Source organism: Lysobacter avium (genome assembly GCF_015209745.1).
Classification (GTDB): domain Bacteria; phylum Pseudomonadota; class Gammaproteobacteria; order Xanthomonadales; family Xanthomonadaceae; genus Novilysobacter; species Novilysobacter avium.
On record NZ_CP063657.1, the window covers coordinates 1,374,463 to 1,401,271 of the forward strand.

At 64.2% G+C, this 26,809-nt stretch carries 19 protein-coding genes and 1 pseudogene; 12 read left to right on the top strand and 8 right to left on the bottom strand.

From position 1 onward, the window contains the following. The first annotated feature begins 2 nt into the window (after positions 1–2). Genes INQ42_RS06245 through galU form a run of 3 tightly spaced genes read left to right on the top strand, consistent with a single transcriptional unit; the run spans position 3 to position 3,792 of the window. Positions 3–983, top strand: coding sequence for an MraY family glycosyltransferase (locus INQ42_RS06245; RefSeq protein ID WP_194035616.1), 981 nt, complete (start codon positions 3–5; stop codon positions 981–983). Continuing rightward, positions 980–2,893 (top strand): polysaccharide biosynthesis protein, encoded by a 1,914-nt coding sequence (locus INQ42_RS06250; protein ID WP_194035617.1) that lies wholly within the window; start codon positions 980–982, stop codon positions 2,891–2,893. The genes INQ42_RS06245 and INQ42_RS06250 overlap by 4 nt, the downstream gene beginning before the upstream one ends. Then, complete coding sequence (galU, locus tag INQ42_RS06255; protein ID WP_194035618.1) at positions 2,893–3,792, top strand: UTP--glucose-1-phosphate uridylyltransferase GalU; 900 nt, start codon at positions 2,893–2,895, stop codon at positions 3,790–3,792. Before INQ42_RS06250 ends, galU begins: the two co-directional genes overlap by 1 nt. A gap of 156 nt (positions 3,793–3,948) precedes the next feature. On the opposite strand, the gene INQ42_RS06260 is transcribed toward galU, so the two are convergent. The 3 genes from INQ42_RS06260 to INQ42_RS06270 are packed head-to-tail and all read right to left on the bottom strand — an operon-like array spanning position 3,949 to position 8,207. Further along, positions 3,949–5,151 (bottom strand): acetyl-CoA C-acyltransferase, encoded by a 1,203-nt coding sequence (locus INQ42_RS06260; protein ID WP_194035619.1) that lies wholly within the window; start codon positions 5,149–5,151, stop codon positions 3,949–3,951. 20 nt (positions 5,152–5,171) lie between these two features. After that, a complete protein-coding gene (locus tag INQ42_RS06265) occupies positions 5,172–7,547 on the bottom strand; it encodes a 3-hydroxyacyl-CoA dehydrogenase/enoyl-CoA hydratase family protein (protein WP_194035620.1) in 2,376 nt (791 codons plus the stop codon). Between the two features lie 39 nt (positions 7,548–7,586). After that, positions 7,587–8,207 (bottom strand): TetR/AcrR family transcriptional regulator, encoded by a 621-nt coding sequence (locus INQ42_RS06270; protein WP_194035621.1) that lies wholly within the window; start codon positions 8,205–8,207, stop codon positions 7,587–7,589. Positions 8,208–8,453: 246 nt separating this feature from the next. On the opposite strand from INQ42_RS06270, the gene ndk reads away from it, so the two are divergent. The 7 genes from ndk (at position 8,454) to der (ending at position 15,231) form a co-directional block, all read left to right on the top strand. After that, positions 8,454–8,879: a nucleoside-diphosphate kinase gene (gene ndk / locus INQ42_RS06275; protein WP_194035622.1), complete on the top strand. Its 426-nt coding sequence runs from the start codon at positions 8,454–8,456 to the stop codon at positions 8,877–8,879. 46 nt (positions 8,880–8,925) lie between these two features. Beyond that, positions 8,926–10,191 (top strand): 23S rRNA (adenine(2503)-C(2))-methyltransferase RlmN, encoded by a 1,266-nt coding sequence (rlmN, locus tag INQ42_RS06280; RefSeq protein ID WP_194035623.1) that lies wholly within the window; start codon positions 8,926–8,928, stop codon positions 10,189–10,191. Between the two features lie 88 nt (positions 10,192–10,279). Further along, complete coding sequence (gene pilW / locus INQ42_RS06285) at positions 10,280–11,029, top strand: type IV pilus biogenesis/stability protein PilW (protein WP_248285391.1); 750 nt, start codon at positions 10,280–10,282, stop codon at positions 11,027–11,029. Beyond that, positions 11,029–11,841: a helix-turn-helix domain-containing protein gene (locus INQ42_RS06290; RefSeq protein ID WP_228064482.1), complete on the top strand. Its 813-nt coding sequence runs from the start codon at positions 11,029–11,031 to the stop codon at positions 11,839–11,841. Before pilW ends, INQ42_RS06290 begins: the two co-directional genes overlap by 1 nt. 117 nt (positions 11,842–11,958) lie before the next feature. Then, the gene (locus tag INQ42_RS06295) at positions 11,959–12,588 is read left to right on the top strand and encodes a YfgM family protein (RefSeq protein WP_194035626.1); all 630 of its coding nucleotides are present in this window, start codon (positions 11,959–11,961) and stop codon (positions 12,586–12,588) included. Next, complete coding sequence (gene bamB, locus INQ42_RS06300) at positions 12,588–13,799, top strand: outer membrane protein assembly factor BamB (RefSeq protein ID WP_194035627.1); 1,212 nt, start codon at positions 12,588–12,590, stop codon at positions 13,797–13,799. The genes INQ42_RS06295 and bamB overlap by 1 nt, the downstream gene beginning before the upstream one ends. Before the next feature lie 34 nt (positions 13,800–13,833). Beyond that, a complete protein-coding gene (gene der, locus INQ42_RS06305; RefSeq protein ID WP_194035628.1) occupies positions 13,834–15,231 on the top strand; it encodes a ribosome biogenesis GTPase Der in 1,398 nt (465 codons plus the stop codon). A 64-nt stretch (positions 15,232–15,295) separates the two neighbouring features. On the opposite strand, the gene INQ42_RS06310 is transcribed toward der, so the two are convergent. The 5 genes from INQ42_RS06310 to INQ42_RS06330 all read right to left on the bottom strand — a co-directional run bounded on the left by INQ42_RS06310 (position 15,296) and on the right by INQ42_RS06330 (position 21,959). Then, the gene (locus tag INQ42_RS06310) at positions 15,296–16,969 is read right to left on the bottom strand and encodes a long-chain fatty acid--CoA ligase (protein ID WP_194035629.1); all 1,674 of its coding nucleotides are present in this window, start codon (positions 16,967–16,969) and stop codon (positions 15,296–15,298) included. Positions 16,970–17,092: 123 nt separating this feature from the next. Continuing rightward, a complete protein-coding gene (locus tag INQ42_RS06315; protein ID WP_194035630.1) occupies positions 17,093–18,352 on the bottom strand; it encodes a dicarboxylate/amino acid:cation symporter in 1,260 nt (419 codons plus the stop codon). A 163-nt stretch (positions 18,353–18,515) separates the two neighbouring features. Next, positions 18,516–19,364 carry a MurR/RpiR family transcriptional regulator gene (locus INQ42_RS06320; protein WP_194035631.1) on the bottom strand — a complete coding sequence of 283 codons (849 nt, stop codon included), beginning with the start codon at positions 19,362–19,364 and terminating at the stop codon, positions 18,516–18,518. A 1-nt stretch (position 19,365) separates the two neighbouring features. Continuing rightward, the gene (locus tag INQ42_RS06325) at positions 19,366–20,478 is read right to left on the bottom strand and encodes a dipeptide epimerase (protein WP_194035632.1); all 1,113 of its coding nucleotides are present in this window, start codon (positions 20,476–20,478) and stop codon (positions 19,366–19,368) included. A 35-nt stretch (positions 20,479–20,513) separates the two neighbouring features. Beyond that, positions 20,514–21,959, bottom strand: coding sequence for a C40 family peptidase (locus INQ42_RS06330; RefSeq protein WP_194035633.1), 1,446 nt, complete (start codon positions 21,957–21,959; stop codon positions 20,514–20,516). A 301-nt stretch (positions 21,960–22,260) separates the two neighbouring features. Between INQ42_RS06330 and INQ42_RS06335 the strand changes: the two are divergent. Continuing rightward, a pseudogene (locus INQ42_RS06335) lies at positions 22,261–23,747 on the top strand (transglutaminase-like domain-containing protein). 49 nt (positions 23,748–23,796) lie between these two features. After that, entirely contained in the window at positions 23,797–26,805 is a 3,009-nt protein-coding gene (locus INQ42_RS06340) for a TonB-dependent receptor (protein ID WP_194035634.1), read from the top strand. Positions 26,806–26,809: the final 4 nt, after the last annotated feature.

The window sequence follows — 26,809 nt, forward strand, 5'->3', positions numbered from 1 at the left end:
GCTTGCTCCTCTGGTTGCTCCTGCACTTCCTGATTGCAGCGGCGGGGACGCTATTGGCGCGCCGCTACGCGCTGCAGCGTGATCTCCTCGATCATCCCGGGGAGCGGCGCAGCCACCAGGTAGCCACCCCGCGCGGCGGCGGCATCGCGATCGTCGTTGCGATGTTGGTCGCGATCGTCGCGTTGGCGCTGCGCGACCCCTCGCAACGCTGGTTGCTCGGCGGTTTCGGCGTCGGGTTCGTCCTGGTTGCAGCCGTTGGAATGGTGGATGACCACCGGCCGTTGCCGGCGAGTCTGCGCCTGGCCGTCCACGCGCTCGCCGGAATGGTGCTGGCAATCAGCGTGCAGATGGCAGCGGGGAACTCGTGGCTGAGCGCGATGGCGTTTCTTTCGGTGATCGTCCTGACCAACATCTGGAACTTCATGGACGGTATCAATGGCCTGGCCACAAGTCAGGCGTTGCTGTTGGCGCTGGCGCTCGCCTGGCTGTTGGGCGGCTCATGGGCGCTCCTGGCTGGCGCACTTGCGGCGTCCTGCACAGGCTTCCTGCCGTTCAATTTTCCGCGTGCGCGCATCTTCCTCGGCGATGGGGGCAGTGGCGGCATCGGTTACTGTCTCGCGGGGCTGGGAACGATTGCTGCGCTGACCGAGGGCGCGGCAGCGCTTTGGCTGTTGCTGCCCTTGTCGGCTTTCATGGTGGATGCCGGCTTGACCCTGCTGAAGCGCGTCGTTCAGCGCGAGCGATGGTGGGAGGCGCATACTCGACACGCTTACCAGGCATGGGCCCGCGTGGTTGGACACACGAGGGTCACATTGGCATACGCATCATGGACGGCGACGACTGTCGCCGTGATGATCGTGCTCCGCTCAACGCCGGTTGTATTGGCGCTTGCGCTGTGTGTGGTGACGTATCTGGCCGCATCGGTGGTCTGGTGGCGGCTGGAGCGAATGGAATCGCATATAAAAACAACAGGTGACAAATGACTAGATGGCGTGAGCGATGGTCGGGTGCGGTGCCGCGTTCGGCGGTTGTGGTGCACGACCTTGCGATGGTCTGGATCGTCTGGGTGGTTCTTCACCGTGTGCGATACGGCGTGATGGTGTCGCCGCCCGAATTGCCGCTCTGGTCGACCGAGATCGCCATGGTGCTCGCTGCGCAGGGGCTGGTGTTCTGGCAGGTGGGCCTGTATCGCGGACTGTGGAGATTCGCCAGCGTTCCCGACCTCTGGAACATATTCAAGGCGTGCGCACTCGGTCTGTTTGCGATTGTTCTGGGTCTGTTTCTCTACAACCGGCTTGAGCTTGTCTCGCGCACCGTCCTGCTGATGTACCCGTTCGTGCTGATGGGCATGCTCGGGGCACCGCGGCTTCTGTATCGCGCCTGGAAGGACAGCCACAACGACCAGACGGATGCCGCATCGGTGCGCATCCTTATCCTTGGTGCCGGTCATGCCGGGGATGCGCTGGTGCGCGACCTGCGTCGTCTAGGGTCGTATCAGCCCGTTGGGTTCCTGGATGATGCGCGCCGGCTCCGCGGAAGCAAGGTCCAGGGCATTCCCGTTCTTGGCGGTGTGGAAGAGGTGGCCGAAATCGCCCGGGAGACTGCGGCTCGGCTTCTGGTCATCGCAATGCCCTCTGCAAGCGCAAACGAAATGCAGCGCGTCGTCGCCGCATGCGAGCGCTCGGGCTTGCCCTTCCGGATGGTGCCTCGACTGCGCGACACCCTGGAGGGTCGGTCGCTGCCGGGACAGTTGAAGGAAGTCGCCATTGAGGATCTGCTCGGACGCCAGCAGGTGTTGCCCGACTGGAAAGCGATACGCAGTTGGCTGGGTGCGCGCGCGGTCCTGGTTACCGGCGCAGGCGGTTCAGTCGGATCGGAGTTGTGTCGGCAGTGCGCGCGTCACGGCGCGCGTCGCATTGCGATGGTGGAGCAGGACGAGTTCGCCCTCATAACCGTGCTGGCGAGCTTGCGCCGTGACTTTCCGGATCTTGAGTACATCCCGGTGCTTGGCGATTGCGGCGATCCCGCGGTTATCCGGCACGCGCTTGAGGCGTCGCAGCCTGAAGCGGTTTTCCACGCGGCGGCCTACAAGCAGGTTCCCCTGCTGGAGACCCAGCTCCGCGAGGCAGTGCGCAACAACGTACTCGCGACCGAGACGGTTGCCCGCGCCTGCCGCGAGGCGGATGTAGGCACTTTTGTATTGATCTCGACTGACAAGGCAGTGGATCCGGGCAACATCCTGGGCGCTACGAAGCGTCTTGGCGAGATGGTCTGCCAGTCGCTGGTGGACCCGCGCAGTACCCGGTTCGTTACGGTGCGCTTCGGCAACGTGCTGGATTCGGCAGGTAGCGTGGTGCCCCTGTTCCGTGAGCAGATCCGCCGGGGCGGGCCGGTGACGGTCACCGACCCGGAGGTGACGCGCTACTTCATGACCATCCCGGAAGCCTGCCAGCTGATCCTGCAGGCGTCGGCAATCGGCAGCCAGGAGGCGATCTACACGCTCGACATGGGCGAGCCGGTGCCGATCCGCCTGCTTGCCGAACAGATGATCCGCTTGGCCGGGAAGCAGCCGGGGCGGGACGTCTCGATTGTCTACACCGGACTGCGGGCGGGCGAGAAGCTGCACGAGACCCTGTTCCACGCCGACGAACGCTATCGCGCCACCGCGCACCCCAAGATCCTCCAGGCCGAGCCACGCGCCGTGGTTGTCAGCGAGATCCACCAGGCACTTGAGCGCCTGCGCGATGCCGCAGGCCGCTATGACCTGTCCGCGCTCGACGTCGTCCTGCGACGTACCGTGCCCGAATTCCAGCCGATCGGATCGCACGCGGTCCCCGTCGCCGCTCCCACCACGGTGGTGGCGTTCCCCTCCCACGCTTCAAGGAAGAATTGATGTCCCAACGTATTCGCAAGGCGGTGTTCCCGGTCGCAGGACTGGGGACCCGTTTCCTTCCCGCCACCAAGACCGTGCCCAAGGAGATGTTGCCGATCATCGACCGGCCACTCATCCAATACGCAGTCGATGAGGCGATCGAGGCCGGTTGCGACACCCTGGTGTTCGTGACCAACCGCTACAAGCATGCCGTCGCCGATTACTTCGACAAGGCCTACGAGCTGGAAGACAAGCTGGAAGCGGCGGGGAAACTGGAACAACTGGAGCTCGTGCGCAACCCGCTTCCGCCAGGTGTGCGCGCGGTGTTCGTCACCCAGACCGAAGCGCTCGGCCTGGGTCACGCGGTGCTGTGCGCCAAGCCGGTGATCGGCAATGAACCGTTCGCGGTCATCCTCCCCGACGACCTGATCTGGAACCGGGGCGCGGGTGCGTTGAAGCAGATGGCCGATGCCGCGGAGTCCAGTGGTGCCAGCGTGATCGCAGTGCAGGATGTGGAGCGGGAGAAGACCGGTAGCTATGGCATCGTCGCCACGGACGAATTCAGCGGCCGGCAGGGTCGCATCCGCGCCATCGTCGAAAAGCCGAGTCCGGCCGATGCTCCCAGCACCCTGGCCGTGGTCGGTCGTTACGTGCTCAGTCCACGCATCTTTGGCTTGCTGGAAGGCACCACTCCCGGGTCGGGCGGCGAGATACAGCTCACCGACGCCATCGCCGCGCTGCTGGTGGAGGAGGCGGTTGACGCCTACCGGTTTCAGGGGACGCGTTTCGATTGCGGGACGCATCTTGGATTGATCGGCGCCACCATCCGCTACGCGCTGGACCACGAGAAGCTCAGCGAGGCAGCGCAGGGAATGATGCGCGACGCACTGAATGAAATGGGTCTGCGCGAACTGGAGTAGGCCGTCCCGTAGTTGGCGCAGAGCGTCTCGGGGGGGGTGCGCTGAAACACACAGCGCCAGCCAAGGTTCGGGCAAATAAAAAGGAAGGGAGCCGTGCATTTTCGCCCGGCTCCCTTCGCTTGTTTCAGTGCACAGGTTTTTTTCCAGCGCTTCTGCTTAAAGCGCTTCGAAGATGCCCGCAGCACCCATGCCGGTACCTATGCACATCGTCACCAGGCCGTACTTCTGCTGGCGCCGGCGCATCCCGTGCAGGATCGTCGCGGTGCGGACCGCTCCGGTCGCGCCCAGCGGATGACCCAGCGCGATCGCTCCGCCCAGCGGGTTGACCTTGGCCGGATCCAGCTCGCTGTCGCGGATCACGGCCAGGGCCTGCGCCGCAAACGCCTCGTTCAATTCGATCCAGTCGATCTGGTCCCGGGTCAGGCCGGCCTGTTTGAGCGCCTTGGGAATCGCGGCGATCGGGCCGATGCCCATCACCTCCGGCCGCACCCCGGCAACGGAGAAGCTGACGAAGCGCGCCAACGGCGTCAGGCCGTAGTCCTTGATGGCCTGGGCAGAGGCGAGCAGGATCGCGCCGGCGCCATCGGACATCTGCGAGCTGTTGCCCGCGGTTACCGTGCCCCCGAACTGTCCGTTGCGGAAAACGGGCCGCAACCTGGCCAGGCCTTCAATCGTGGAACCGGCGCGCGGGCCCTCGTCGGTGTCGACCAGCGTGCGTTTCTCGCGGATGCTGTCGCGCTCAAGGTCGGGAACGTGCGAGATGACCTCCAGCGGAGTGATCTCGTCGCGGAACTCACCGGCTTCAATTGCTGCCAGCGCCTTCAGATGGGATTCCAGCGCGAACACATCCTGGTCCTCGCGGCTCACTTTCCACTCTTCGGCAACCTTCTCGGCAGTGATGCCCATGCCGTAGGCGATGTTGACGTGGTCGTCCTTGAACACGTTGGGTGATAGCGCGATCTTGTTGCCCATCATCGGCACCATGGTCATCGACTCGGTGCCGCCGGCGAGCATCAGGTCGGCGTTGCCGAGACGGATCTGGTCGGCCGCCAGCGCCACCGCCTGCAGGCCGGAGGAGCAGAAACGGTTGATGGTCTGCGCCGCGATCGTGTCGGGCAGGCCTGCCAGCAGCACGCCGATGCGGGCCACGTTCATTCCCTGCTCGCCCTCGGGCATCGCGCAGCCGATGATTGCGTCATCGATCCGGCTCACATCGATTCCCGGCGCCTGGGCAATGACGGCCTTGAGCACGTGGGCGAGCATGTCATCGGGTCGGGTATTGCGGAAAGCGCCACGGGCCTTGGCAACCGGCGTGCGGGTGGCGGCGACGATGTAGGCGTCTTGTACTTGCTTGGTCATGGTGTTGTCCTCGTCGTCACTCAGTTGCGCAGGGGTTTGCCGGTCTTGAGCATGTGGGCCACTCGGGCCTGGGTCTTGGGCATCTGCGCCAGCTCGACAAAATGTTCGCGTTCCAGCTTCAGCAGCCACTCCTCGTCGACCAGCGATCCGCGGTCGACTTCGCCGCCGCACATGACGGTCGCGATGCGGCTGGCGATCTCGTAATCGTGTTCAGAGATGAACCGGCCCTCGAGCATATTCACCAGCAGCATCTTGAAAGTCGCTATGCCGACATCGCCTGCCACCTGGATCCGGCGAGCGGGCAGGGGCGGGCGGTAGCCGGATTCCGCCAGGGCGCGGGCGTGCGCCTTGGCGACGTGGAGCAGCTCAAAGGCATTGAAAACGACCACGTCGTCCTCGCGCGCCAGCTCCAGCGACTTGGCCTCCATGGCCGAGGTCGCCACCTTGGCCATGGCGATGGTCTCGAACACGTTCTTGAGCTCGGCGAAGACATCGCCGTTGGGCCCGGCCGCATCGGATGCGCGCACTGCGAGCTCCTTCAGGCCGCCGCCGGCGGGCAGCAGGCCGACGCCCGCTTCCACCAGCCCGACGTAACTCTCCAGCCCGAACACCGTGCGCGCCGCATGCATCTGGAACTCGCAGCCGCCGCCCAATGCCAGGCCGCGCACGGCGGCAACCACCGGCACCAGCGAGTACTTGATCCGCTGGCTGGTGCGCTGGAAGTTGGCGACCATCGACTCGAAGCCCTTGATGTCGTTGGCCTGCAGCAATCCCAGCGCTCCTGAGAGGTCCGCGCCGGCAGAGAAGGGCTCCCTGGCCTGCCAGATGACCAGTCCGGAGAACTCCTTCTCCGCGCGGGAAATCGCTTCCTGCAGTCCATCGAGCACGTGGTCGGAGACGGTATTCATCTTGGTCTTGAAGCCGACCACGGCGATGTCGTCGCCTTCATCGGCCCACATGCGCACGCCGTCGTTCTCGAACACGGTGCGTCCCTGTGAGGGCTTCTCGCCCAGCAGCGCGTCCGGGAACCGCTGCCGCGCATACACCGGGTTGGACGAGCGCGGCACGATCGCGTCGCGGCCGGGGCTGTAGCTGCCATCGGCGACGTGGACGCCCTCGCGGCCCTCAAAGACCCAGTCGGGCAGGGTGGCAGTACTCATCGCATTGCCGGCCACGATGTCCTCGGCAATCCAGTCGGCCACCTGCTTCCAGCCCGCTGCCTGCCAGCTCTCGAACGGACCGACCGACCAGCCATAACCCCAGCGCATCGCGAGATCCACGTCGCGCGCGGTCTGGGCAATGTCCTTGAGGTGGAACGCGCTGTAGTGGAAGGTGTCGCGGAAGCACGCCCAGAGGAACTTCGCCTGAGGGTGCTCGCTCGCGCGCAGGGCGGCGAACTTCTTCGCGGGATCGCGTTCCTTGAGCAGCGCTGCGACGTCCGGATCCAACTCCGGAGCGGAGGGACGGTAGTCCTGCGCTTCCAGGTCGAGCACCAGGATGTCCTTGCCCTTGCGGGTGTAGAACCCGGCGCCGGTCTTGGCACCCAGAGCGCCCTTCTCCACCAGCGCTGCGAGCCATTTTGGCGCCTTGAAATACTTGTGCCACGGATCGTCGGGCAGGGTGTCCGCCATCGTCTGGATGACGTGCATCATGGTGTCCAGCCCGACCACGTCTGCCGTGCGATAGGTCGCCGATTTCGGGCGCCCGATGGCGGGACCGGTCAGCGCATCCACCGTGTCGAAGCCAAGCCCGAGCTGCTCGGTGTGGTGCATCGCCGTCAGCATCGAGAACACGCCGACGCGGTTGCCGATGAAGTTCGGCGTGTCCTTGGCGATCACCACGCCCTTGCCCAGGGTGGTGGTCAGGAAGGTTTCCAGCGACTCGAGCACGCCTGCGTCGGTCGTGCGGGCCGGAATCAGTTCCGCCAGATGCATGTAGCGCGGCGGATTGAAAAAATGCACGCCGCAGAAGCGGGGACGCAACTGCTCGGGCAATACTTCTGCGAGCTTGTTGATGCCCAGACCGGAGGTATTGCTGGCCAGCACGGCGTGATCTGCGACGTGCGGGGCAATCTTGCGGTACAGGTCCTGCTTCCAGTCCATGCGCTCGGCGATTGCTTCGATGATCAGGTCGCAGTCGGCGAGCTGATCCAGGCCGGTCTCATAATTGGCCGCAGTGATACGGCCGGCGAGACGCTTGTCCGCCAGCGGAGCGGGGCTGAGCTTGGCGAGGTTGGCGATCGCCTTGTCGACGATGCCGTTGGGGTTTCCTTCCTTGGCCGGCAAGTCGAACAGCACCGTGTCGACGCCGGCATTGGTCAGGTGCGCAGCAATCTGTGCGCCCATGACGCCGGCGCCCAGAACGGCCGCACGTCGGACAAGTAGTTTATTAGACATTACTTGTAACTCCTTGATTGGATTGTTTTATGTCAATCATCAGTTCTTGAACCCGGCCGCGGCGAAGCGGATGAGCTCGCGCGCCGCCCGTTCCGCATGGGCCTTTTCCTGCACCCCGCCGGGGCGCTTGATCAGGCCGAAATCGGCCATCGCGTAGGTCAATGCGCCGGCGAGGAAGTCCAGGCGCCAGTACAGCTCCTCCTTGCTCAGGCCCGGCAGGCAGCCACCGATGGCACGCGCAAAATCGCGCAGCACGTGCCCGTAGCGCTCGGACAGGAACGTGCGCAGGCCATCGTTCTTTTCCGCGTAGGCGCGGGCGATGACGCGCACGAAAGCGGCGCCGCCCTGGCGATGCAGCGCGACCGCCAGTGCCGGCTCGATAAAGGCGGCAAGGATCGGCTCCAGATCGCCAGGATGCTGGTCCAGCGCGGCTTTCAGCGCCTCGAGGCGCTGCGCGCTCATCTCGTCCATGCGTCGCCGGAAGACCTCGTTGACGAGGTTTTCCTTGCTGCCGAAGTGGTAGTTCACCGCCGCGATGTTGACGTCGGCGCGCCCTGTGACCTGGCGCAGGGAGGTACCAGAGAACCCGTGCTGGGCGAACAGCTCCTCTGCCGCAGTCAGGATGCGGTCCTTGGTGGAGAACTGGGTGTTGGAAGACATGGCGGCATCCTGAACCAGCGCGACCGGTGCGGTTGCGCAAGATGAATCAAACGCTTGTTTGGATGCTAGGGGCCAGGGCCGCTGCCGTCAAATTCAATCCCGATGCGTGCATTGCGCAAGCGGATTTCCGGTAGAATCCGTGGCAGCCATTACGGCCAAACCCGCGTCAGTACGCGGGTTTTCCTGTTATCCTTTGGCGCGTATCCCTGACATACGGGGTGCCGCCCGCCCAACCGGAGATTTTCCATGGCGCTGGAGCGTACCCTTTCCATCATCAAGCCCGACGCAGTTGCCAAGAATGTGATCGGCGAGATCTACAGCCGTTTCGAAAAGGCGGGCCTGAAGGTCGTCGCCTCGAAGATGAAGCATCTTTCGAAGGACGAAGCCGAAGGCTTCTACGCAGTCCATCGTGAACGTCCGTTTTTTGCCGCGCTGGTCGATTTCATGAGCTCCGGGCCGGTGATGATCCAGGCGCTGGAAGGCGAGGGTGCTGTCCTCAAGCACCGCGACCTGATGGGCGCCACCAACCCGAAGGACGCCGCACCGGGCACCATCCGCGCCGACTTCGCCGACAGCATCGACGCCAATGCGGTGCACGGATCGGACAGCCTGGAGAACGCCGCGATCGAGATCGCCTATTTCTTCCCGGCCACCGACGTCTACTCGCGCTGACCATCCACTCCCGGCCGCCGGGAACGCAACACGCAGTACCCATGCCATGACCGCCAACCGCGACAACACCATCGACATCCAGCTGACCGCTTCGCCTGTGGCGGAAGGCCAGGCTGTGACCGGTGCCGCCGCGGATACGACATCACAGGCACTTCCGGGAGCAGCAAGCGCTGCTCCCCGGAAGAACATCTTTGACTTGGACCGCACGCAGCTGGAGGACTTCTTCGAAGGCGTGCTGGGCGAAAAGCGTTACCGCGCCCACCAGGTCATGAAGTGGATCCATCATCGCTACGTCACCGATTTCGACGAGATGACGGACCTCGGCAAGGCGCTGCGGGCCAAGCTGCACGCGCACGCTGAAGTCCGCGCGCCGATCGTGCTGACCGAGAAGCCGTCCGTGGACGGCACCCACAAGTGGTTGATCGGGATGGACCCGAAGAACGCCATCGAGGCGGTCTTCATCCCCGAGAAGGGGCGCGGCACGCTCTGCGTGTCCAGCCAGGTGGGCTGCGCGCTGAACTGCTCCTTCTGCTCCACCGGCACCCAGGGCTTCAACCGCAATCTGACCACCGCCGAGATCATCGGCCAGGTGTGGGTAGTCGCCCGCCACCTGGGCAACATGCCCCACCAGCGCCGCCGCCTCACCAACGTGGTGATGATGGGCATGGGCGAGCCGCTGATGAATTTCGACAACGTGGTCCGTGCGATGAGCATCATGCGCGACGACCTGGGTTACGGGCTCGCCAACAAGCGCGTGACGCTTTCCACCGCCGGCATGGTCCCGATGATCGACAAGCTGGGCGAGCTCAGTGATGTCTCGCTGGCGGTGTCGCTGCACGCGGCCAACGATGAGCTGCGCACCGAATTGGTGCCGCTGAACAAGAAGTACCCGATCGCCCAGCTGATGGCCGCCTGCGAGCGCTATGTCATGCGCAAGCCGCGCTCGTCCATCACCTTTGAGTACACCCTGATGCGCGGCGTCAACGATCAGCCCGAGCATGCGCGCCAGCTCGCGCGCCTGATGAAGCAGTTCGACAATGCAACCCAGATGAAGGATGCGGCCAAGGTCAACCTGATCCCGTTCAATCCGTTCCCGGGCACGCGGTACGAGCGCTCCGACGAGGAAGACATCCGCGCCTTCCAGCAGTTGCTGCAGCAGGCCCGGGTGCTTACCACCGTGCGTCGCACCCGCGGCGACGACATCGATGCCGCATGCGGCCAGCTCAAGGGGCAGGTCATGGACCGCACGCGACGACAGGCAACGTTCCGAAAGATGCTGGCCGAGCAGGGCGCAGGAGAAGCCGGTGTCTGAGGGGCTCAGGTCCAATCGCCCGTCCGGGGCGAACGCGTTGATAGCGGTGTTGGTCGCCGTGGTACTTGCGTCCACTGCCTGCAGTCGCTTGAGCTTCGTCAAACCCAAACTCGCGCGCAGCGGGATGGATCGCAAGGCGCCCGAGGTGCGGATGACCCCGGACAGCTACGATTCTCCGGCCGCGAAATCCCGCGTCTTGATCCAGCAGGGTCAGGTCGCACTGTCGCAGGGCGATCTTGCGGGCGCCGCGAAGGCGGCCGATCAGGCGGTCCGCATGGCGCCCGACAACGCTTCGGCCCACACCCTGGCCGCCCTGGTTGCCGAGCGCAAGGGCGACTCCGCCGCGGCAGGCAAACACTACCGGCGCGCGATTGATCTTGAGCCGCGGCAGGGAAGCTTCGCGAACAACTACGGCACCTGGTTGTGCGCCAGTGGCCGCGCGCAGGAGTCACTGGAGTGGTTTGACCGCGCATTGGCGGATCCGGGCTATCGCACACCGGCCATCGCAATGGCGAATTCCGGAGCCTGTGCCGCTGACGCCGGGCAGGATGCCCACTCAGAGCGCTACCTCACAGGCGCCCTTGAACTGGACCCGGAGAATCCCGTGGCACTGGGCGCCATGGCCGAGCGAACGTTCCGCGCTGGCGACGCTTTCCGTGCACGTGCATTCTCGCAACGACGCCTGGCGGCCGCTCCGGCGGACCGGCGGTCCCTCGTGCTTGCATCACAGATTGAAGAAAAGCTTGGCGACAAGGAAGCCGCCGATAGATATGTTCAACGGGTGGGGGCGGAGTTCCCGGCCGTACCGGGTTCCGGAAACGGGGAAATCGGAAAGTGATGGGACAGTCGAACGATAGGCGATCGGATGATGCCGAACGTTGTGGCGCGCGGCTTGCGCGTGCGCGTGAAAGTGCCGGGATCACGCTTGAGCAGGCTTCCGCACGCCTGAAGATGCCGGTGCGAGTGGTGCGCTCGCTGGAAAACGACGAGTGGCAGTCCGAGCCGAGTGTCTTTGTCCGCGGCCACCTGCGCAGTTACGCAAAAATGCTCTGCGTCGACATCGAGCAGGATCTTGTCAGGTCGGGGGTCAACGAGGTCCCGCCGGCAGAACTCGTCAGCCATACCCATACGCCCAAATACCGCCATATGTTCGAGCAGGCGGCGCGCCGCGGCATCTATATCGCGATCACCGCGTTCATCGTGGTGCCGGTGTGGTTGGCGACCAAGCCGCATCTGTCCAGCATGCCGGAAGTGCAGTCACTGGATATCCCGTCCTTTGTCGCGGGAACGGGCGATCCTGCATCGCAGGCCGACGCCTCGGTTCAGGAGCGCACGCCGGTCATCGCCTCCATGGCAGCCATCCGCGCGCCTGCTGCTGCGGAGCCGCAGGGTCTGTCGTTGACGTTTACCGATGACAGCTGGTTGCAGGTGACCGCGACCACGGGCGAGGTACTCGAGCAGGCCGTCATCGGCAGTGGCGAGAAGAGGCAGTGGGACGCCCGGGAAGACCTGCGGATCGTGCTCGGGAACATCGCCGCGATCGAAGCCAGGCAGAACGGCAAACCTGTGGATCTGGAGGCATTCAGCCGCGCGAACGTCGCCCGCTTTAAGCTATCCTCTGACGGTTCACTTGTGCCGACCAGCGACTGATCAGCCACAACGGCATCGTCGCTCCAATCCGGCATTTCCTCACCGGCCCGCTGCGCGGGCCGTTCGTAATCAACGATCCGTCTGTTCCGGCGGATCCGGACAGCATGGCGACCCCAGATGGCAATTGACGATCCGCTAGACGAACACGAGCAGAGCGAACGCGTATTGGCGTGGTTGCGACAGAACGGCGTTGCCCTGGTGGGCGGCATCGTGCTCGGACTTGCCGCGATCGGCGGTTGGAAGTGGTGGGGCCACCACCAACACACCGAAGCGCTGGCAGACGCCGATCGCTATCAGAAGGTCATAAGCGCCATCGAAGCAGGTGACGCCGATGTGGCGTCCCGCATCGACGGCCTGCAAAGCAACGTGTACGCCGAGCTTGCCGGCCTCGAGCTCGCTTCCCGGCAGGTTCGCGATGGCGACAATGAAGCGGCCATCGCCACGCTGCGGGCGATCAAGCCAGGCGACTCGCGCATCGCCGCAGTCGTCCACCAGCGTCTGGCCCGCTTGCTGGTGGATGCTGGCAAGGGCGAGGAGGCGATCGGGCTGCTCGACGGCGCGGATACCGCCATGGCACTGGAAGTGCGTGGCGATGCCCAATACGCCCTGGGCAAAATGGACGATGCACGCACTGCCTACATGGGCGCGCTGACCAAGATGGACGTCGCATCGCCGCGTCGCAAGCTGCTCGAACTCAAATTGATGGAAGTCGGCGGCAAGCCCGACGACTCCGAGGTACGGTCCTGATGAATGCTGCATCCAAGCTCTCCAACATCCGCCCCCCGGCGCGTCAACTGGTCGTTCGGGTCTCCGTGCTCGTGCTTTGCGCAACCGCGCTTGTGGGCTGCAGCACGATGAAAGGCTGGTTCAGCAGCGACAAGAAGAAGGCCGCGGCGCCTGCGGCACTGGTTGAATTCCAGCCGTCTGCGCAGCCTTCGCGCATCTGGTCGGCCAACGTCGGCAACGGTGAGGGCAAGATCGGCGCGCGCCAAGGTCCGGTCATCGCAAATGGCAAGGTGTTCGCAGCCGCGGTGAAGGGCGGCGTTCACGCCTACGATCTGCAGTCGGGCGCCAAGGTCTGGAGCTATCCCAGCAAGCTGCGCCTTACCGGCGGCCCGGGCGTGGGCGAAGGTGTGGTTGCGGTGGGCAGTCTGGACGGCGACGTTGTCGCGCTGGACGCCGACACCGGCAGCGAGAAGTGGACGGCAAAGCTTGGCAACGAGATCATCGCCGCTCCCGCCGTTGGCATGGGCATGGTATTCGTACGTTCCAACGACGGTCGGATCACCGCGTTCGACGCTGCCAGTGGCGAGCGTCGCTGGTTCTGGAACCACGACGTGCCGATGCTTTCGGTGCGGGGCAACGATACGCCTGTGCTCGGTCCGGGCTACCTCTTTGTCGGCAACGACGATGGCACCGTGGTGGCACTGTCTGCCAACGATGGCCGCCCGTTGTGGGAAGAGAGCGTCGCCCAGCAGGAAGGGCGCACCGAGCTCTCCCGCATGGCCGACGTCGACGGCGCGCCGGTGCTTGACGGCACCAGCCTGTACGCCACCAGCTACAAGGGCAAAACCATTGCCATTGACGCTCCCAGCGGCCAGCCGATGTGGATCTCCGATCACGGTGGACCTGGCCGGATCGGCGTGGGTCCCAACGTGCTCGTGGTTTCCGACTCCGCGGACAAGGTGGTCGGTCTGTACAAGACCGGCGGCAGCGCAATGTGGACGCAGCCTGCGATGACCCGGCGCAACCTCACGGCACCGGCCATCCAGGGCGACTACGCGGTGGTTGGCGATCTGGACGGGTACCTGCACTGGTTGTCGCTGGACACCGGTGAATTCGCGGCGCGCACCCGGGTCGGGCGTGACCGTTTGCTGTCGGCGCCGCGGGTGGCTGACGGCATCCTGGTGGTGCAGGACGTTGGCGGTAAATTGAGTGCGTACCGGCTGGGACAGTGACCAGCAAGCTCCCCCATTCCTGCCGGATCCGCCAATGCTGCCGCTAGTCGCCCTCGTGGGCCGTCCCAACGTCGGCAAATCGACGCTGTTCAATGCGCTCACCCGCACCCGCGACGCGCTCGTCCATGACCAGCCCGGAGTCACCCGGGACCGGAACTACGGGCTGTGTCGCCCCGAAGGCCAGCGCGAATTCGCGGTGGTTGATACCGGCGGCATTGGCGGGGAGGACGAAGGCATTGCCGGCGCGACAACGCGCCAGGCCCGTGCCGCTGCTGCCGAGGCCGACCTGGTCCTTTTCATCGTGGACGGCCGCCAGGGTGCCTCACGCCTGGATGACGACATCCTCGCCTGGCTGCGTAAGACCGCGCGTCCGACCTATCTGGTGGTCAACAAGACCGACGGCCTGGAAACCCACGCCGCACTGAGCGAGTTCGCCCACTACGGGTTTACCGATGTCATCGGCATTTCCTCTGCCCACCGCCAGGGCATCGATGACCTGATCGATGTGATCCTGGAGCGATTGCCGGAGCTGGGCGATTCGGCCCAGTTGGACAACGACCCTTCGCGGATCAAGGTGGCCTTTATCGGCCGTCCCAACGTCGGCAAGTCGACTCTCGTCAATCGGCTGCTGGGCGAGGAGCGGATGATCGCCTCCGATGTTGCCGGCACCACCCGTGATTCCGTCGCGGTGGATATGGAGCGCGACGGACGTCTGTACCGACTGGTCGACACCGCCGGTCTGCGCCGCAAGTCCCGCGTGGACGAGGTGGTGGAGAAGTTCTCCATCATCAAGACCCTGCATGCGATCGAGCAGTGCCAGGTGGCCGTGGTCATGCTGGACGCCAACGAGGGCGTGACCGACCAGGACGCCAGCGTGCTGGGCTACGCGCTGGACGCCGGGCGCGCGCTGGTGATCGCGGTCAACAAGTGGGACGGGCTGAGCGAATACCAGCGCCAGCAGAACGAATCGCTGTTGGCCCGCAAATTGACCTTCGTTGATTGGGCCGAGCGGGTTCGCATCAGCGCGACGCACGGCTCCGGGCTGCGCGAATTATTCGCTGCCGTGCATCGTGCGCATGCCTCGGCGACCCGCGAGTTCAGCACCAGCGAAGTGACCCAGGCGATGGAAGCGGCGTATGAGGCCAATCCACCACCGGTCATCCGCGGTCATGTCGCCAAGCTCCGCTACGCCCATCCTGCGTCGAGCAACCCGCCGACGTTCGTGATCCACGGTACGCGACTGAAGACGCTGTCCGACAGCTACAAGCGCTATCTGGAGAACTTCTTCCGCAAGCGTTTCAAGCTGATCGGAACGCCGGTGCGCTTTGTCTTCAAGGACAGCGTCAACCCGTACGAAGGCAAGAAAAACGTACTCAGCGAGAAGCAGGTCGCGAAGCGCCGCCGCCTGATCCGTCACGTAAAGCGCGGCTGAGCTGCGTAAAAAAAGATCCCGTCGCAAGGAGGGGATCAGATTGACGCGAGTATCGGATCCGGTTTCAGCTGGGCCGCTCGTCCCGGAGCTCGCGGCGCAGGATCTTGCCCACGTTTGACTTGGGGAGTTCACTGCGGAACTCGACCACCTTCGGACGTTTGTAGCCCGTCAGGTTCTCCCGTGCGAATGCGGTCACCTGCTCGGCGGTCAATGACGGGTCCTTTTTCACCACCACCACCTTGACCACTTCGCCGGAGTGCTCATCGTCCATGCCGATGGCCGCAACCTCCAGCACGCCGGGCATCATGGCGATGACGTCCTCGACCTCGTTGGGGTACACGTTGAAGCCGGAGACCAGGATCATGTCCTTCTTCCGGTCCACAACGTAGAAGAACCCGCTCGCGTCCATCCGGGCGATGTCGCCCGTGTGCAGCCAGCCGTCGGCATCCATGACATCGGCGGTTTCCTTGGGCAGCTGCCAGTAACCCTTCATCACCTGCGGGCCCTTCAGGCACAGCTCGCCCACCTCGCCGACGGGAAGCATGTTGCCGTCCTCATCCTTGATGCACGCATCCGTGGACGGGATGGGCAGGCCGATGGCCCCGTTGTACTCGGCCAGGTCCATCGGGTTGATGCACGCGGCCGGTGCGGTTTCGGTCAGGCCGTACGCCTCGATCAATGTGCAGCCGGTGGTCTTCTTCCAACGCTCGGCGACAGACCGCTGGACCGCCATGCCGCCGCCCAGGGTCAGTCGAAGCTTGGAAAAATCCACCTCATCGAAACCGGGCGTATTCAGCAGGCCGTTGAACAGCGTGTTGACGCCGGTGATGGCGGTGAACGGGACCTTCTTGAGCTCCTTGACGAAGCCGGGCATGTCGCGCGGGTTGGTGATCATGTGGTTCAAGCCGCCGAACTTCATGAAGACGAGGCCGTTCGCCGTCAAAGCAAAGATATGGTAAAGCGGCAGCGCAGTGATGATGATTTCCTGACCCAGCGTGACGTTGGTACCGACCCACGCCGAGGCCTGCTGCATGTTGGCGACCATGTTGCGGTGGGTCAGCATCGCGCCCTTCGCCACGCCGGTGGTCCCGCCGGTGTACTGCAGGAAGGCAATGTCCTCCGGACCGACATCGATTTCAGGCAATGCATGCCTGGCGCCTTCCTTGAGCGTCGCGTTGAAGCGCACGGCGCCGTGGATACGGTATTCCGGCACCATCTTCCTGATGTACTTCAGGACGAAGTTCATCACTGAGCCCTTCAGCCCCAGCATGTCGCCCAGACCGGTGGTGATGACGTGCTGCACCTTGGTATCGGCGAGCACCTCCGCGGCGGTGTCGCCAAAATTGTCGAGCACCAGCAGCACCTTCGCGCCGGAGTCGACCAGCTGGTGGCGCAGCTCGCGGGCGGTGTACATCGGATTGGTGTTGACCACCGTAAGGCCTGCGCGGAGCACGCCGAAGGTGGCGACCGGATACTGCAGGCAGTTGGGCATCATGATTGCAACGCGATCGCCCTTGCGCAGCTTCAGCGTGCCGAGCAGGTAGGCCGCGAACTGTGCACTGAGGGTGTCGATCTCCGCGTAGGTCAGTGACTTGCCGAAGTTCGCAAACGCAGGCCGGTCACGGAAACTGCTGATCGCAGCCTCCATGACGGCGACGATCGAGGTGTACTCGTCAGGATCGATCTGGGCGGGCACGCCCGCCGGGTAATGGTCGAGCCATGGACGTTCAACACTCATCGCGATCCCCTTGATAACTGTGGTGCGTGCGCGACCGGTGGATCGGATCCGCGACGGCGCATGGTTCCAAAGATTTGAGCATAGGCCCCGATGGGTGGCAAGACGACTGCGAACCGTTTCCGGTCAGGGCTCGACAGCGTCGCTAGCGATGGCATCGCCCCGCGCAGCTTTGGCGACGATGCTGGTAGCCGCGAGATCAGCGGTGACGTTGCCCAGTGTCGCGAAGACATCCGGGATCGTGTCCACTGCCAGCAACAGTCCCAACGGTGCCACCGGCAGTCCCATCGCCTGGGCGACCGGAAGGTTGGTGGCCATATAGCTGACCTGTCCGGGCAGCCCGACGGAGCCCAGGCTGATCACCACCGCCAAGGCGCAACCGGCGGCCAACTGGGCAACGCCCAAGTCGATGCCGTAGGCCCAGGCAATGAAGGCCGCAGCGCTGAGGTACTGCACAGGACTGGTGATCCGGAACAATGTCACCGCCATGGGCAGGACCAGTCCGGAAATCTGCCGCGGGTAACGCAGTCGGTCGTTGGCGACCTCCAGCATGGCCGGCAGCGAAGCCAATGACGACTGGGTGCTCGCCGCGACCACCTGGGCGGGGGCAATGGCGGCGGCAAAGCGCCGGATCGACTCGCCGCCCCAGACGACCGCCACCAGCACCATGGCCACGGTCACGGTCAGATAGAGCAGGCATTGAAGCGCGATGTAGATGCCCAGTGCGCTGAGCATGCTCAGTCCGGCTCGAGCGGTAACGGCCAGGATGAGCGCGAAGACGCCAACCGGCGCCGCCCAGAGCACCCAACGCACGATCATGATCATGGCGTCGGCCAGTGCCTGGAAAAACTCGACCATCAGCGCGCGCCGCGGCGCTTCGATCCTCGTCAGCGCAAATCCGAAGAACAGCGCGAAGACGACCAGCGGAAGCATCGCGCCACTCGCAGCGGCCTCCACGGCGTTGCTGGGGACGATGCCGGTCACCCATTGCGACCAGCCGGCCGGAGCGGGCAGGGCGGCGGTCTCGCTCGCGCCTCCGCCCAGCGCGACCGCAAGGCCCGGATCGTGCGGAAGCAGTGACAGCAGCGCCGGTGCGGCGATGGCAGTGAACACCGCGGCCAGCGCGAGCAATGCGATGAATACCAGTATCGCATTGCGCGCGATCCGCCCCGACGCGGCGGCATCGGCCGCGGTACTGACGCCGACCACGACCAGCGCAAGCACCAGCGGCACCACGGTCATCTGCAGTGCGTTCAACCACAGCCGGCCGAAAGGATGCACAACGTCGGCGACGCGCGTCGCGATTGCCGGGTCGATCCAGGCCAGGCCAAGGCCGACCAGTGCGCCCAGGGCGAGGGCAAGCAGTACGCGGGAAGTGCCGGTCACAGCCCCCTGCTCCGCGCGACGAGGGTGCCCACCTCAATGACAGATGCGCAGGAACAGTGGTGAAACACGGCAGGTCGTTGCATGGACGGGCTCGCGACAGGCGGCGGCGATCGAGGAGCGCGGCCGGCGTGGGATGGGAAGAGAACAGGATCTACGGCTGCGATCAAGGTTCGAGCATCGGTTGCAGGCGTTCAAGGTTCTCACGCAACTGCCGATCGCGTCCGCCTTCGCAAAGTCGGACGAACACCCGGTCCATCAGGTGCTGTGCTGCAGCCTGGTAAAGCAATGGCTGGATATGCACCTGGTCATCGTGGGCCGATACCAGCAGGGCGATATCGGCATAGGCGCGCAGCGGGTTGGAAGTGTGGCGGGTGACGGATACGACGCTGCCGCCACGCTCCTGAAAGCTGCGGGCGATGTAGCACAGCGGGGGCGGCTTTCCGTGTTCGGAGAAGACCATCAACACGTCGCCCTCACAGGCAGCGCTGACGCTGGCCGCCATGTGGGCGGGATCGAAGTTGTGCACGGTCAGGATGCCCAGCAACGACAGCCGCAAGGCGAGGGCGCGGGCGCGGATGTCGTCATCGCCAAGACCGATCAGGAACACCTTGCCGCCCTCACCGGCGCGGGTAATGGCTGCCGCGACGGCTGCGATGGTGCCGGGCGGATTGATCGACCGCGTTTCCTCCTCGGCCGCCGATTTGCGTCGCCACAACTCGGCCGCCATGGCATCGGCGGGATGCTCCGGCGCACTGGTAGCCGGCTCCTCATCGCCGTTGTCGGCGCGCGCGATGTCCTCGCCCACGGAATACTTGAGGTCGGGGTAACCCTTGAAGCCGAGCTTCTGGCAGAACTTCACCACGCTGGACTGACTGACGCCCAGTGCGTTGGCGAGCTGCTGCGAAGAGTAGTCGCGCAGCAGGTTGGCGTTGTCGAGCACGAAGTCGGCAATGCGGCGCTCGATCGCCGACATCTGGTCTCGCCGCGAGCGGATGGTCAGCAGGGCCGACATTTCAGGCGGCTGCGTTGCAGTTGCTGATCGGCTCCAGACCGCGGATCTCACGGATGCCCAGCCCGGGTGCATCCGTGATCGATATCTCCGACTCGTTGAAGATCACTCCGCCTTCCACCGGGTTGTAGGCACACAGCGAAGGGCCGTCCAGGTCGACCTTGGTGATCACGTCGGACTTGGCCACCGCCAGGTGGACGGCGGCGGCAACGCTGATGCTCGTCTCCAGCATGCAGCCGATCATGCACTCGACCTGGTGCATGGCGGCGATGTCGGCGATACGCACTGCGTTGGAGATGCCGCCGGTCTTCATCAGCTTGATGTTGATGATGTCCGCCGCGCGCATGTGGATGAGCTTGATCACCTCCATCGGGCCGAACACGCTTTCATCGGCCATGATCGGGGTGTGCACGCGCTCGGTCACGTAGCGCATGCCTTCCAGGTCGCGGGCGCGGACCGGCTGCTCCACCAGTTCCAGCCGGACGCCGGCATCCTCCAGGCCGCGGATGGCGTACACCGCCTCCTTGGCACTCCACCCCTGGTTGGCATCCAGGCGCAGCAGGGCGCGGTTCTCCACCGCCGCGTAGATGGCCTTGACCCGCTCAATGTCGACGCCGATGTCCTTGCCGACCTTGATCTTCAGCGAGTCAAAACCGCGGTCGACGGCGCTGATCGAGTCGGCGACCATCTTGTCGATGGTGTCCACGCTGATGGTGATGTCGGTGGTGACGAGTGGATCGCCGCCGCCGAGCATCTTGTACAGCGGCGCACCATAGAGCTGCCCGAACAGGTCGTAGATGGCGATCTCGACGGCGGCCTTGGCGCTGGAATTCTTCTCCATCGCGGTCTGGATCAAGCGGGTGATGCGGTTGAGGTCGGCGATCTCCTCACCGATCAGCCGCGGCGAGATGTAGTGGCGGATCGCGTCGACGATGGAGCCGTGCGTGTCGCCGGTAATCACCGCCGTCGCGGGCGCCTCGCCGTAGCCGATGTTGCCGCTGTCGGTGTGGACCATGACGACGATGTCCTCGACCTGCTGGACCGTCCGCAGGGCGGTCTTGAACGGGGTTTTCAGCGGCACGCGGAGCATGCCGAATTCAATTCGGGTGATCTTCATTTATCGCAGGTCCGGTTGCAGTGTGCGTCGTAGGGTCAGTGGCTCGGCAGGCGCAGCGCGCCGTGCGGGCGCACGATGCTGGTCATGCGATCGATGTAGCTCTCGGTCTCGCTGAACATCATCGGTTCCAGCGGCGTCACCACCACCCCGTTGAGCGCCATCGAGACCAGCTCGCCATCGTCGCCCCTGTAGCGGCCGCCGTGGGTGTCGTGGATGAGGTAGGTCATGCCGCCGTGGTGGCCGATCACCATCATCACGTGGCCGGGAATGTAGACCAGGTCGCCCACCTGCAACTGGGCAACCGCGGCCTTGCGCTTGGCGGCGTCGTCGTTGCGCTCGAAGGTGATGTGCTCCAGCGCCGGGCTCACCGCCTGCGCGCTGGTGTTGCGGGGAAGCTCGACGCCCATGCTGCGGTAGATCTCCGAGACGAAACCGCTGCAGTCGCGGGTGCCGTACGCGTGTCCCCAGCCATAGCGCTCGCCGAGGAACTTGAACCCCTGGTCGACGAGGTTTGCCGGAGTCAGCGCCAGGTAATCCGCGGCGCTGTCGGCGCGACGCGGCAGCAGCGCCGGCGCCATCCCCAGGCTCCCGTCCTCGTTGCGCACCGGCATTTGCAGCACGTAGGCGGCGTAGGGGTGCTGGCCGTTGACGGGCTTGTTGGGCGGAACGTCCGCCAGCGGCAGACGGATGCCCATGTCGAGCTGCAACTGCGACACGCGCGGCTCCTCGCGGGTAAACACGGTGCGCTCCACGCCGCCGGTGATGATCCGGTAGGGCGACTCGGTGGTGTAACCCAGCACCTTCGCGCGGCTGCCTTCGGCGACGTGGTGCTTGTCCACCCACGCGGCGTATCGCGGACTGATCACGAACAACCACTCGCCATCAGCGCTTTCGTGCGCAATCACAACCGGCGTCCCGGGGAACAGCGCGCTCTCCTGCAACCGGTCGATGTCGGTATCGCCGCGACTGCTGAAGATGCGCATCGTGGTCGGCAGGCCACGCATGTCGGTGCGGTGCACCACCAGTCCGTAGCGGGTCGCCTGATCGGCGGGGACGGCTTGCACGGCGGTGTTGGCGAACATAGCGTCGATCGCTTCCACGGCGACTTCGTCTCCCTCCACATCCCAGCGCGGCGTCGTGGGACGCGACGACGCGTCGTCCAGCCATTTGCGGACCTGATTGCCGTCAAGGCGGGCAGGCAGTTTGTCGAGGTCATGCATTGAGCCATCGAGCTCGAACAGGCGACGGTTCTGCGCGTCGATGGCCGGGGTATCCAGCAGAACCCGGTCGGGCGCGGCCATCGCCGATGTCCAATAGTCCGGCGATAGCATCGCCTCGTCGATGATTCCGACCACGCCGTGCGCAGGGACAGGCGCCGCTGTAGCCACGGGGGCCACGATGGTCGCGGGAGGCAGCGCGTGCAGAGGCTGGGAGATCCCGCCGGCCAGCAACAGGCCCACGGCAAGTAGAGTGATGCGCATCGTTGTTCTCGGTTCTGGGGCGCGTGGCACGGCGCGCGCGAAGTTTGCCGTCACTGCGGAATACGTGATTCTTATATCATGCTATCGCGGAATATATTATTGCTTCCCGTCGCGCGGCATGCTAAACATCGCCTTGAATCATCGGCTTGAGGCAGGCACTGATGCACGGGGTCACAAACGCGATCGCTACTGACAGCCTGGGGCAACCGGGCCGTTCCACCAGGAACGGCGTTGGTTGGCCCGGAGTGCGGCGGTGACCACGATGATTGCCCACGGCATCGTGCTCGCGATCGCCATGGCGATGAGCGCGGATGCCGCGAGCCAGGGACCGCAGCCGGCCGCGCAGACCGGCCCCGAGATTGCGTCTGCGGCGACCCAGGCCCGTAGCGGCGAGCTCGATGCAATCGTGCAAATGGTGGACGCGGGGTACTTCAAAAAAGCCGAGTCTGCAATCACTTCCGCCCTTGAGCGGGCGGCAGGAGCCAATCCAGCACGTGAGGCGCTCCTGTTCGAACGTGAGCGCATGCGCCGGATACTGATGGATTTCAGTCTTGAGGAATCCGAGGCGCTTGCGCAGTTGAGGCAACAGGTGCCAGATCTCCGCCAGGCGGAGTTCGATGAGTGGGCGGATGCCGGACTGATCGAGCATCGCGTGATCGATGGGCGGAAGCTGTATTTCAACCGCTCGATTTCCAACCTGTTCCGCCTCAGCCCCGAAGCCGCCGAACGACGAGCGGACCCGAAGCCGTTCCGCGACGGTCCGATGGAATCGTTCAATGCGCACCACATTGCGATCGCCGAGGCAGCGATGTCCAGTGGCAAAAGCAGCGTGTTGCCCCAGCAGGTCCGTGTCACCCAGACGCTTACGGTCAACGCCGACGCGGTCCCGGCCGGTGAAGCGGTACAGGCCTGGATTCCATTTCCCAGGGAGATCCCCGGCCAGCAGGAAGACATCCGGCTTCTGGACAGCGAGCCCGCAAAAGCCGATGTGGCAGCGGCGTCCGTCGCCCAGCGCACGGTTCATATGGAAAAGCCGGCGCGCGCCGGGCAGCCCACGACGTTCAGCGTCCAATATGAGATGACTGTCTACGCGCGCTACCACGACATCGACGGTGAGCGTGTACTACCGACGCCGAACGACCCGGCGCTGGCCGAGAGCCTTGCCGAGCGACCACCCCACGTCGTCTTCACCCCGGCCTTGCGTGCATTTTCGCGGGATGTGGTGGGCAATGAAACCAACCCGTACCGCATCACGCAGAAGCTGTTCGCCGCCGTCGACCGCATTCCGTGGGCGGGCGCGCGCGAATATTCGACAATCTCGAATATCAGCGAACACGCGTTGCGTACGGGCTTCGCCGATTGCGGACAGCAGACCCTGCTTTTGATCACTTTGCTCCGGCTCAACGGAATCCCGGCGCGCTGGCAATCCGGGATGGTCTACTCCGACTCGCAGGTGGGTGGCGCCGATCGTGCCGGCTATTGGAACCTCCACGACTGGGGGCAGGTGTATCTGGCGCCTTATGGCTGGGTTCCGATGGACGTGACAACAGGGAGGATGCCCGGCGCGATAGACGGGCAGGGCAGGAGCCTGGAGTGGTTCTATCTGGGGGGCTGGACGCCTACCGGATTGCTTTCAATGACGACTTCAGCACGCCATTCGAGCCAGCCAAGCGTCATTTCCGGTCCGAGACGGTGGACTCGCAACGCGGCGAGGTCGAATGGAGCGGTGGAAATCTGTACTTCGATCAATGGACCTATGACTTCAATACGGAGGTCCTGCTGCCTTAGGGGGTGACTGCAGGACCTGAGTTTTCACAAACCTTTCGGGAGAGGGGAAATGCGACACACACGATTGCGCAAGAGCGTACTGAGCCTGGCCACGGGCATGTGCCTGGCAGCCATGGTGCCCACGGTAGCCATGGCGCAGAGCGTCACAGGTGCCGTGGCGGGTCGCGCGGAAGCGGGCACGCAGGTAACCATCACCAGCACCACAACGGGGGTGTCGCGCTCCGCCCAAGCGGCGGGAGACGGCAGTTACAGGATCGGTCAATTGCCTCCGGGCGATTACATTCTTACCTCCGGATCGGGAGCGCCAGTTTCTGTCAGCGTTTCGCTGGGAGGTACGACTACCGTCAACTTGACGAGTGGCGGCACCGTAAACATGGCTGCCGTGCAGGTGGTTGGTTCGCGAGTGGTCAATCGCGTGGACGTCCGTTCCACCGAGTCCTCGACCAACGTTACCCGCGAGCAGTTGGCCAAATTGCCGGTGGATCAGAGTCTGGCTTCCGTTGCGCTGCTGGCGCCGGGCGTGGTCGACTCGGGCGCGAGCTTCGGCGGACTTTCGTTCGGCGGCTCCTCGGTGGCGGAGAACGTCGCCTACATCAATGGCTTGAACGTCACCGACCCCTATCGTCGCCAGGGGTTCTCATCGGTGCCCTTCGCGTTCTACGAGGAGTTCCAGATCAAGACCGGCGGCTATTCGGCGGAGTTTGGCCGTAGCACCGGTGGCGTCATCAACGCCGTGACCCGTTCAGGCGGCAACGAGTTCCATGCCGGCGCAGAAGTGACGATGGAACCGGCGGCCTTCTCTTCCTCCAGAAAGGACCGCTTCCACCGGGACGGCAGCATTGTTGAGCAGGACCGCATGAGCCGGGATGACTCGTCGTTCACCAAGGCCAACGTCTGGGCGTCCGGTGCCATCGTGCAGGACAAGCTGTTTTTCTTCGGCATTTACGAGAAGCGCGACAGCAACCCCCGGGATATCGATACGATCGAGGCTTGGTACACGGAGAGCAACAACGACTTCTGGGGTGCCAAGCTCGACTGGCAGATCAATGACAATCACCTGCTGGAACTGCTCGCTTTTTCGGACAAATCCGAGTCAGACACTCTCAGCTACAAGTATGACTGGGATACCGCCACGCGCGGCGCTGCCCAGGGTGGAAGCTCGGTCGGCTCAGGCGGTGACAACTGGTCGCTGACGTATACCGGCAGCTTCACCCAGAACTTCGTCGCCAAGGCGATGTACGGCGTGAACGAGCGAAGCGCGTCCTCTTACAGTCAGTGGGACCCCTACTGCAGCATTCTGGATCGCGACGGCACCTACAACTCGATTTTCGGCCCGGCAACCAGGCGCGAAGGCTGTGCCCCGAGTAAGAACAGCGTCAGCAACCGGGACGACAAGCGCGAGGCCGCGCGCCTCGACTTCGAATGGACGCTGGGCGACCATCTGGTGCGCTTCGGCGCCGACCAGGAAATCATGGACTCCACGAGTTCATCCGTTTTCCCCGGTGACGGAATGCGCTACAGGCTGATGGGGGCCGCACCTGACCCGGATATTTCCAATCCCCCCAACAACGGGGTTCTTCCGAACGGCACACCAATCCCACTGGACGTGCATGCCTACCTCGACGGGCGTTACAAGGTCACCGGTGCCCCGGTCAGCACCAAGGCGCAGGCGATCTATATCGAGGACAACTGGAGTGTTACCCCGAACCTGCTGCTGAACCTCGGTCTGCGCGCCGATAAATTCGAAAACACACTCGCTTCGGGCGTGACCTTCGCCAAGGCTGACTTCGGCGACATGATCTCGCCGCGCTTGGGTTTCAGTTGGGACATGAAGGGCGATGGCAGAACCAAGGTGTTCGGCAACGCGGGTCGTTACTACATTCCGCTGACCAACAAGCTCACCGACTACTTCGGCGGAGGCACCACCGACGAGCACACGTATTACGTGTTGGACGGCTGGGAAGAGCGGATCGATCCAATTCTCGGTACCACCTACCTGTATCCGATCATTGGCCAGCAACTTGGTCCGGTCAACACGGAAGGCAACGCCCCCGCACCTGATGATGTCCGCACCGCTGTGGCTCGCGATCTGAAGCAGGTCTACCAGGATGAGTTCATCCTCGGCTTCCAGCAGGCGCTCAACAACACCTGGTCGTACGGCGTCAACGCCACCTATCGCGAGATGACCCGTGCGGTGGAAGACGTAAGCATCCGCCATGTGGAAGGTTGCCCCTGGTACTCCGGCGACTGGCCCATCCTCAACCCGGGTGAAAGCAATACGCTGTGGTGCCCGGACACTCAGGATTGGGTGTCGTTCGATAGCTCCCAAGACGGCTACATCACGTCCGGCAGCAACATCGTGATGGGCTACAAAAAGCCCAAGCGCACCTACAAGGCTGTCGAATTCCAGTTGGACCGCGCATGGGATGACAAGTGGGCACTGAACGTCAGCTACCTCTGGTCCAAGTCCGACGGCAATATCGAAGGCCCGGTGAACTCGGATACCGGCTACAACGACACAAGTCTGGTGCAGCACTACGACCATCCGGCCGTGAACGAACGTTTCGGTCCCACGTTCAACGACCACCGCCACCAGATCAAGGCGCGCGGCAGTTTCAAGTTCAACGACATGTGGAGCGTTGGTGCCACGGTGTCTGCGCGCTCGGGTGGTCCGATCACGGCGTTTGGCGTGCGTTGGCCCAATGACAACCGCAGCGCCGGCGGTCCGAGCGAGTACAGCGGTGGCGGATCCGGGTGGCTGTGCAACTCCGGCTGCGACGACTACACGACGCGGGACATGACCTACTCGCCGCGTGGCGCTTTCGGTCGGATGCCGTGGGTGAAGGATGTGGGCCTCAGCGTGACCTGGACGCTCCCGGTCGAGCACATCGACCTGAAGGCTCGCCTGTCCATCTACAACCTGCTCAACAGCCAGACCATGGTCAACGTGCATTCCCGTTACGAAAGCACCCCCGGCAACAAGATGCCGTACTTCGGGGAAGCCACGAACTGGCAGTCGCCGCGTTATGCACAGCTGGTGGTTACCTACGCCTTCTGATGCA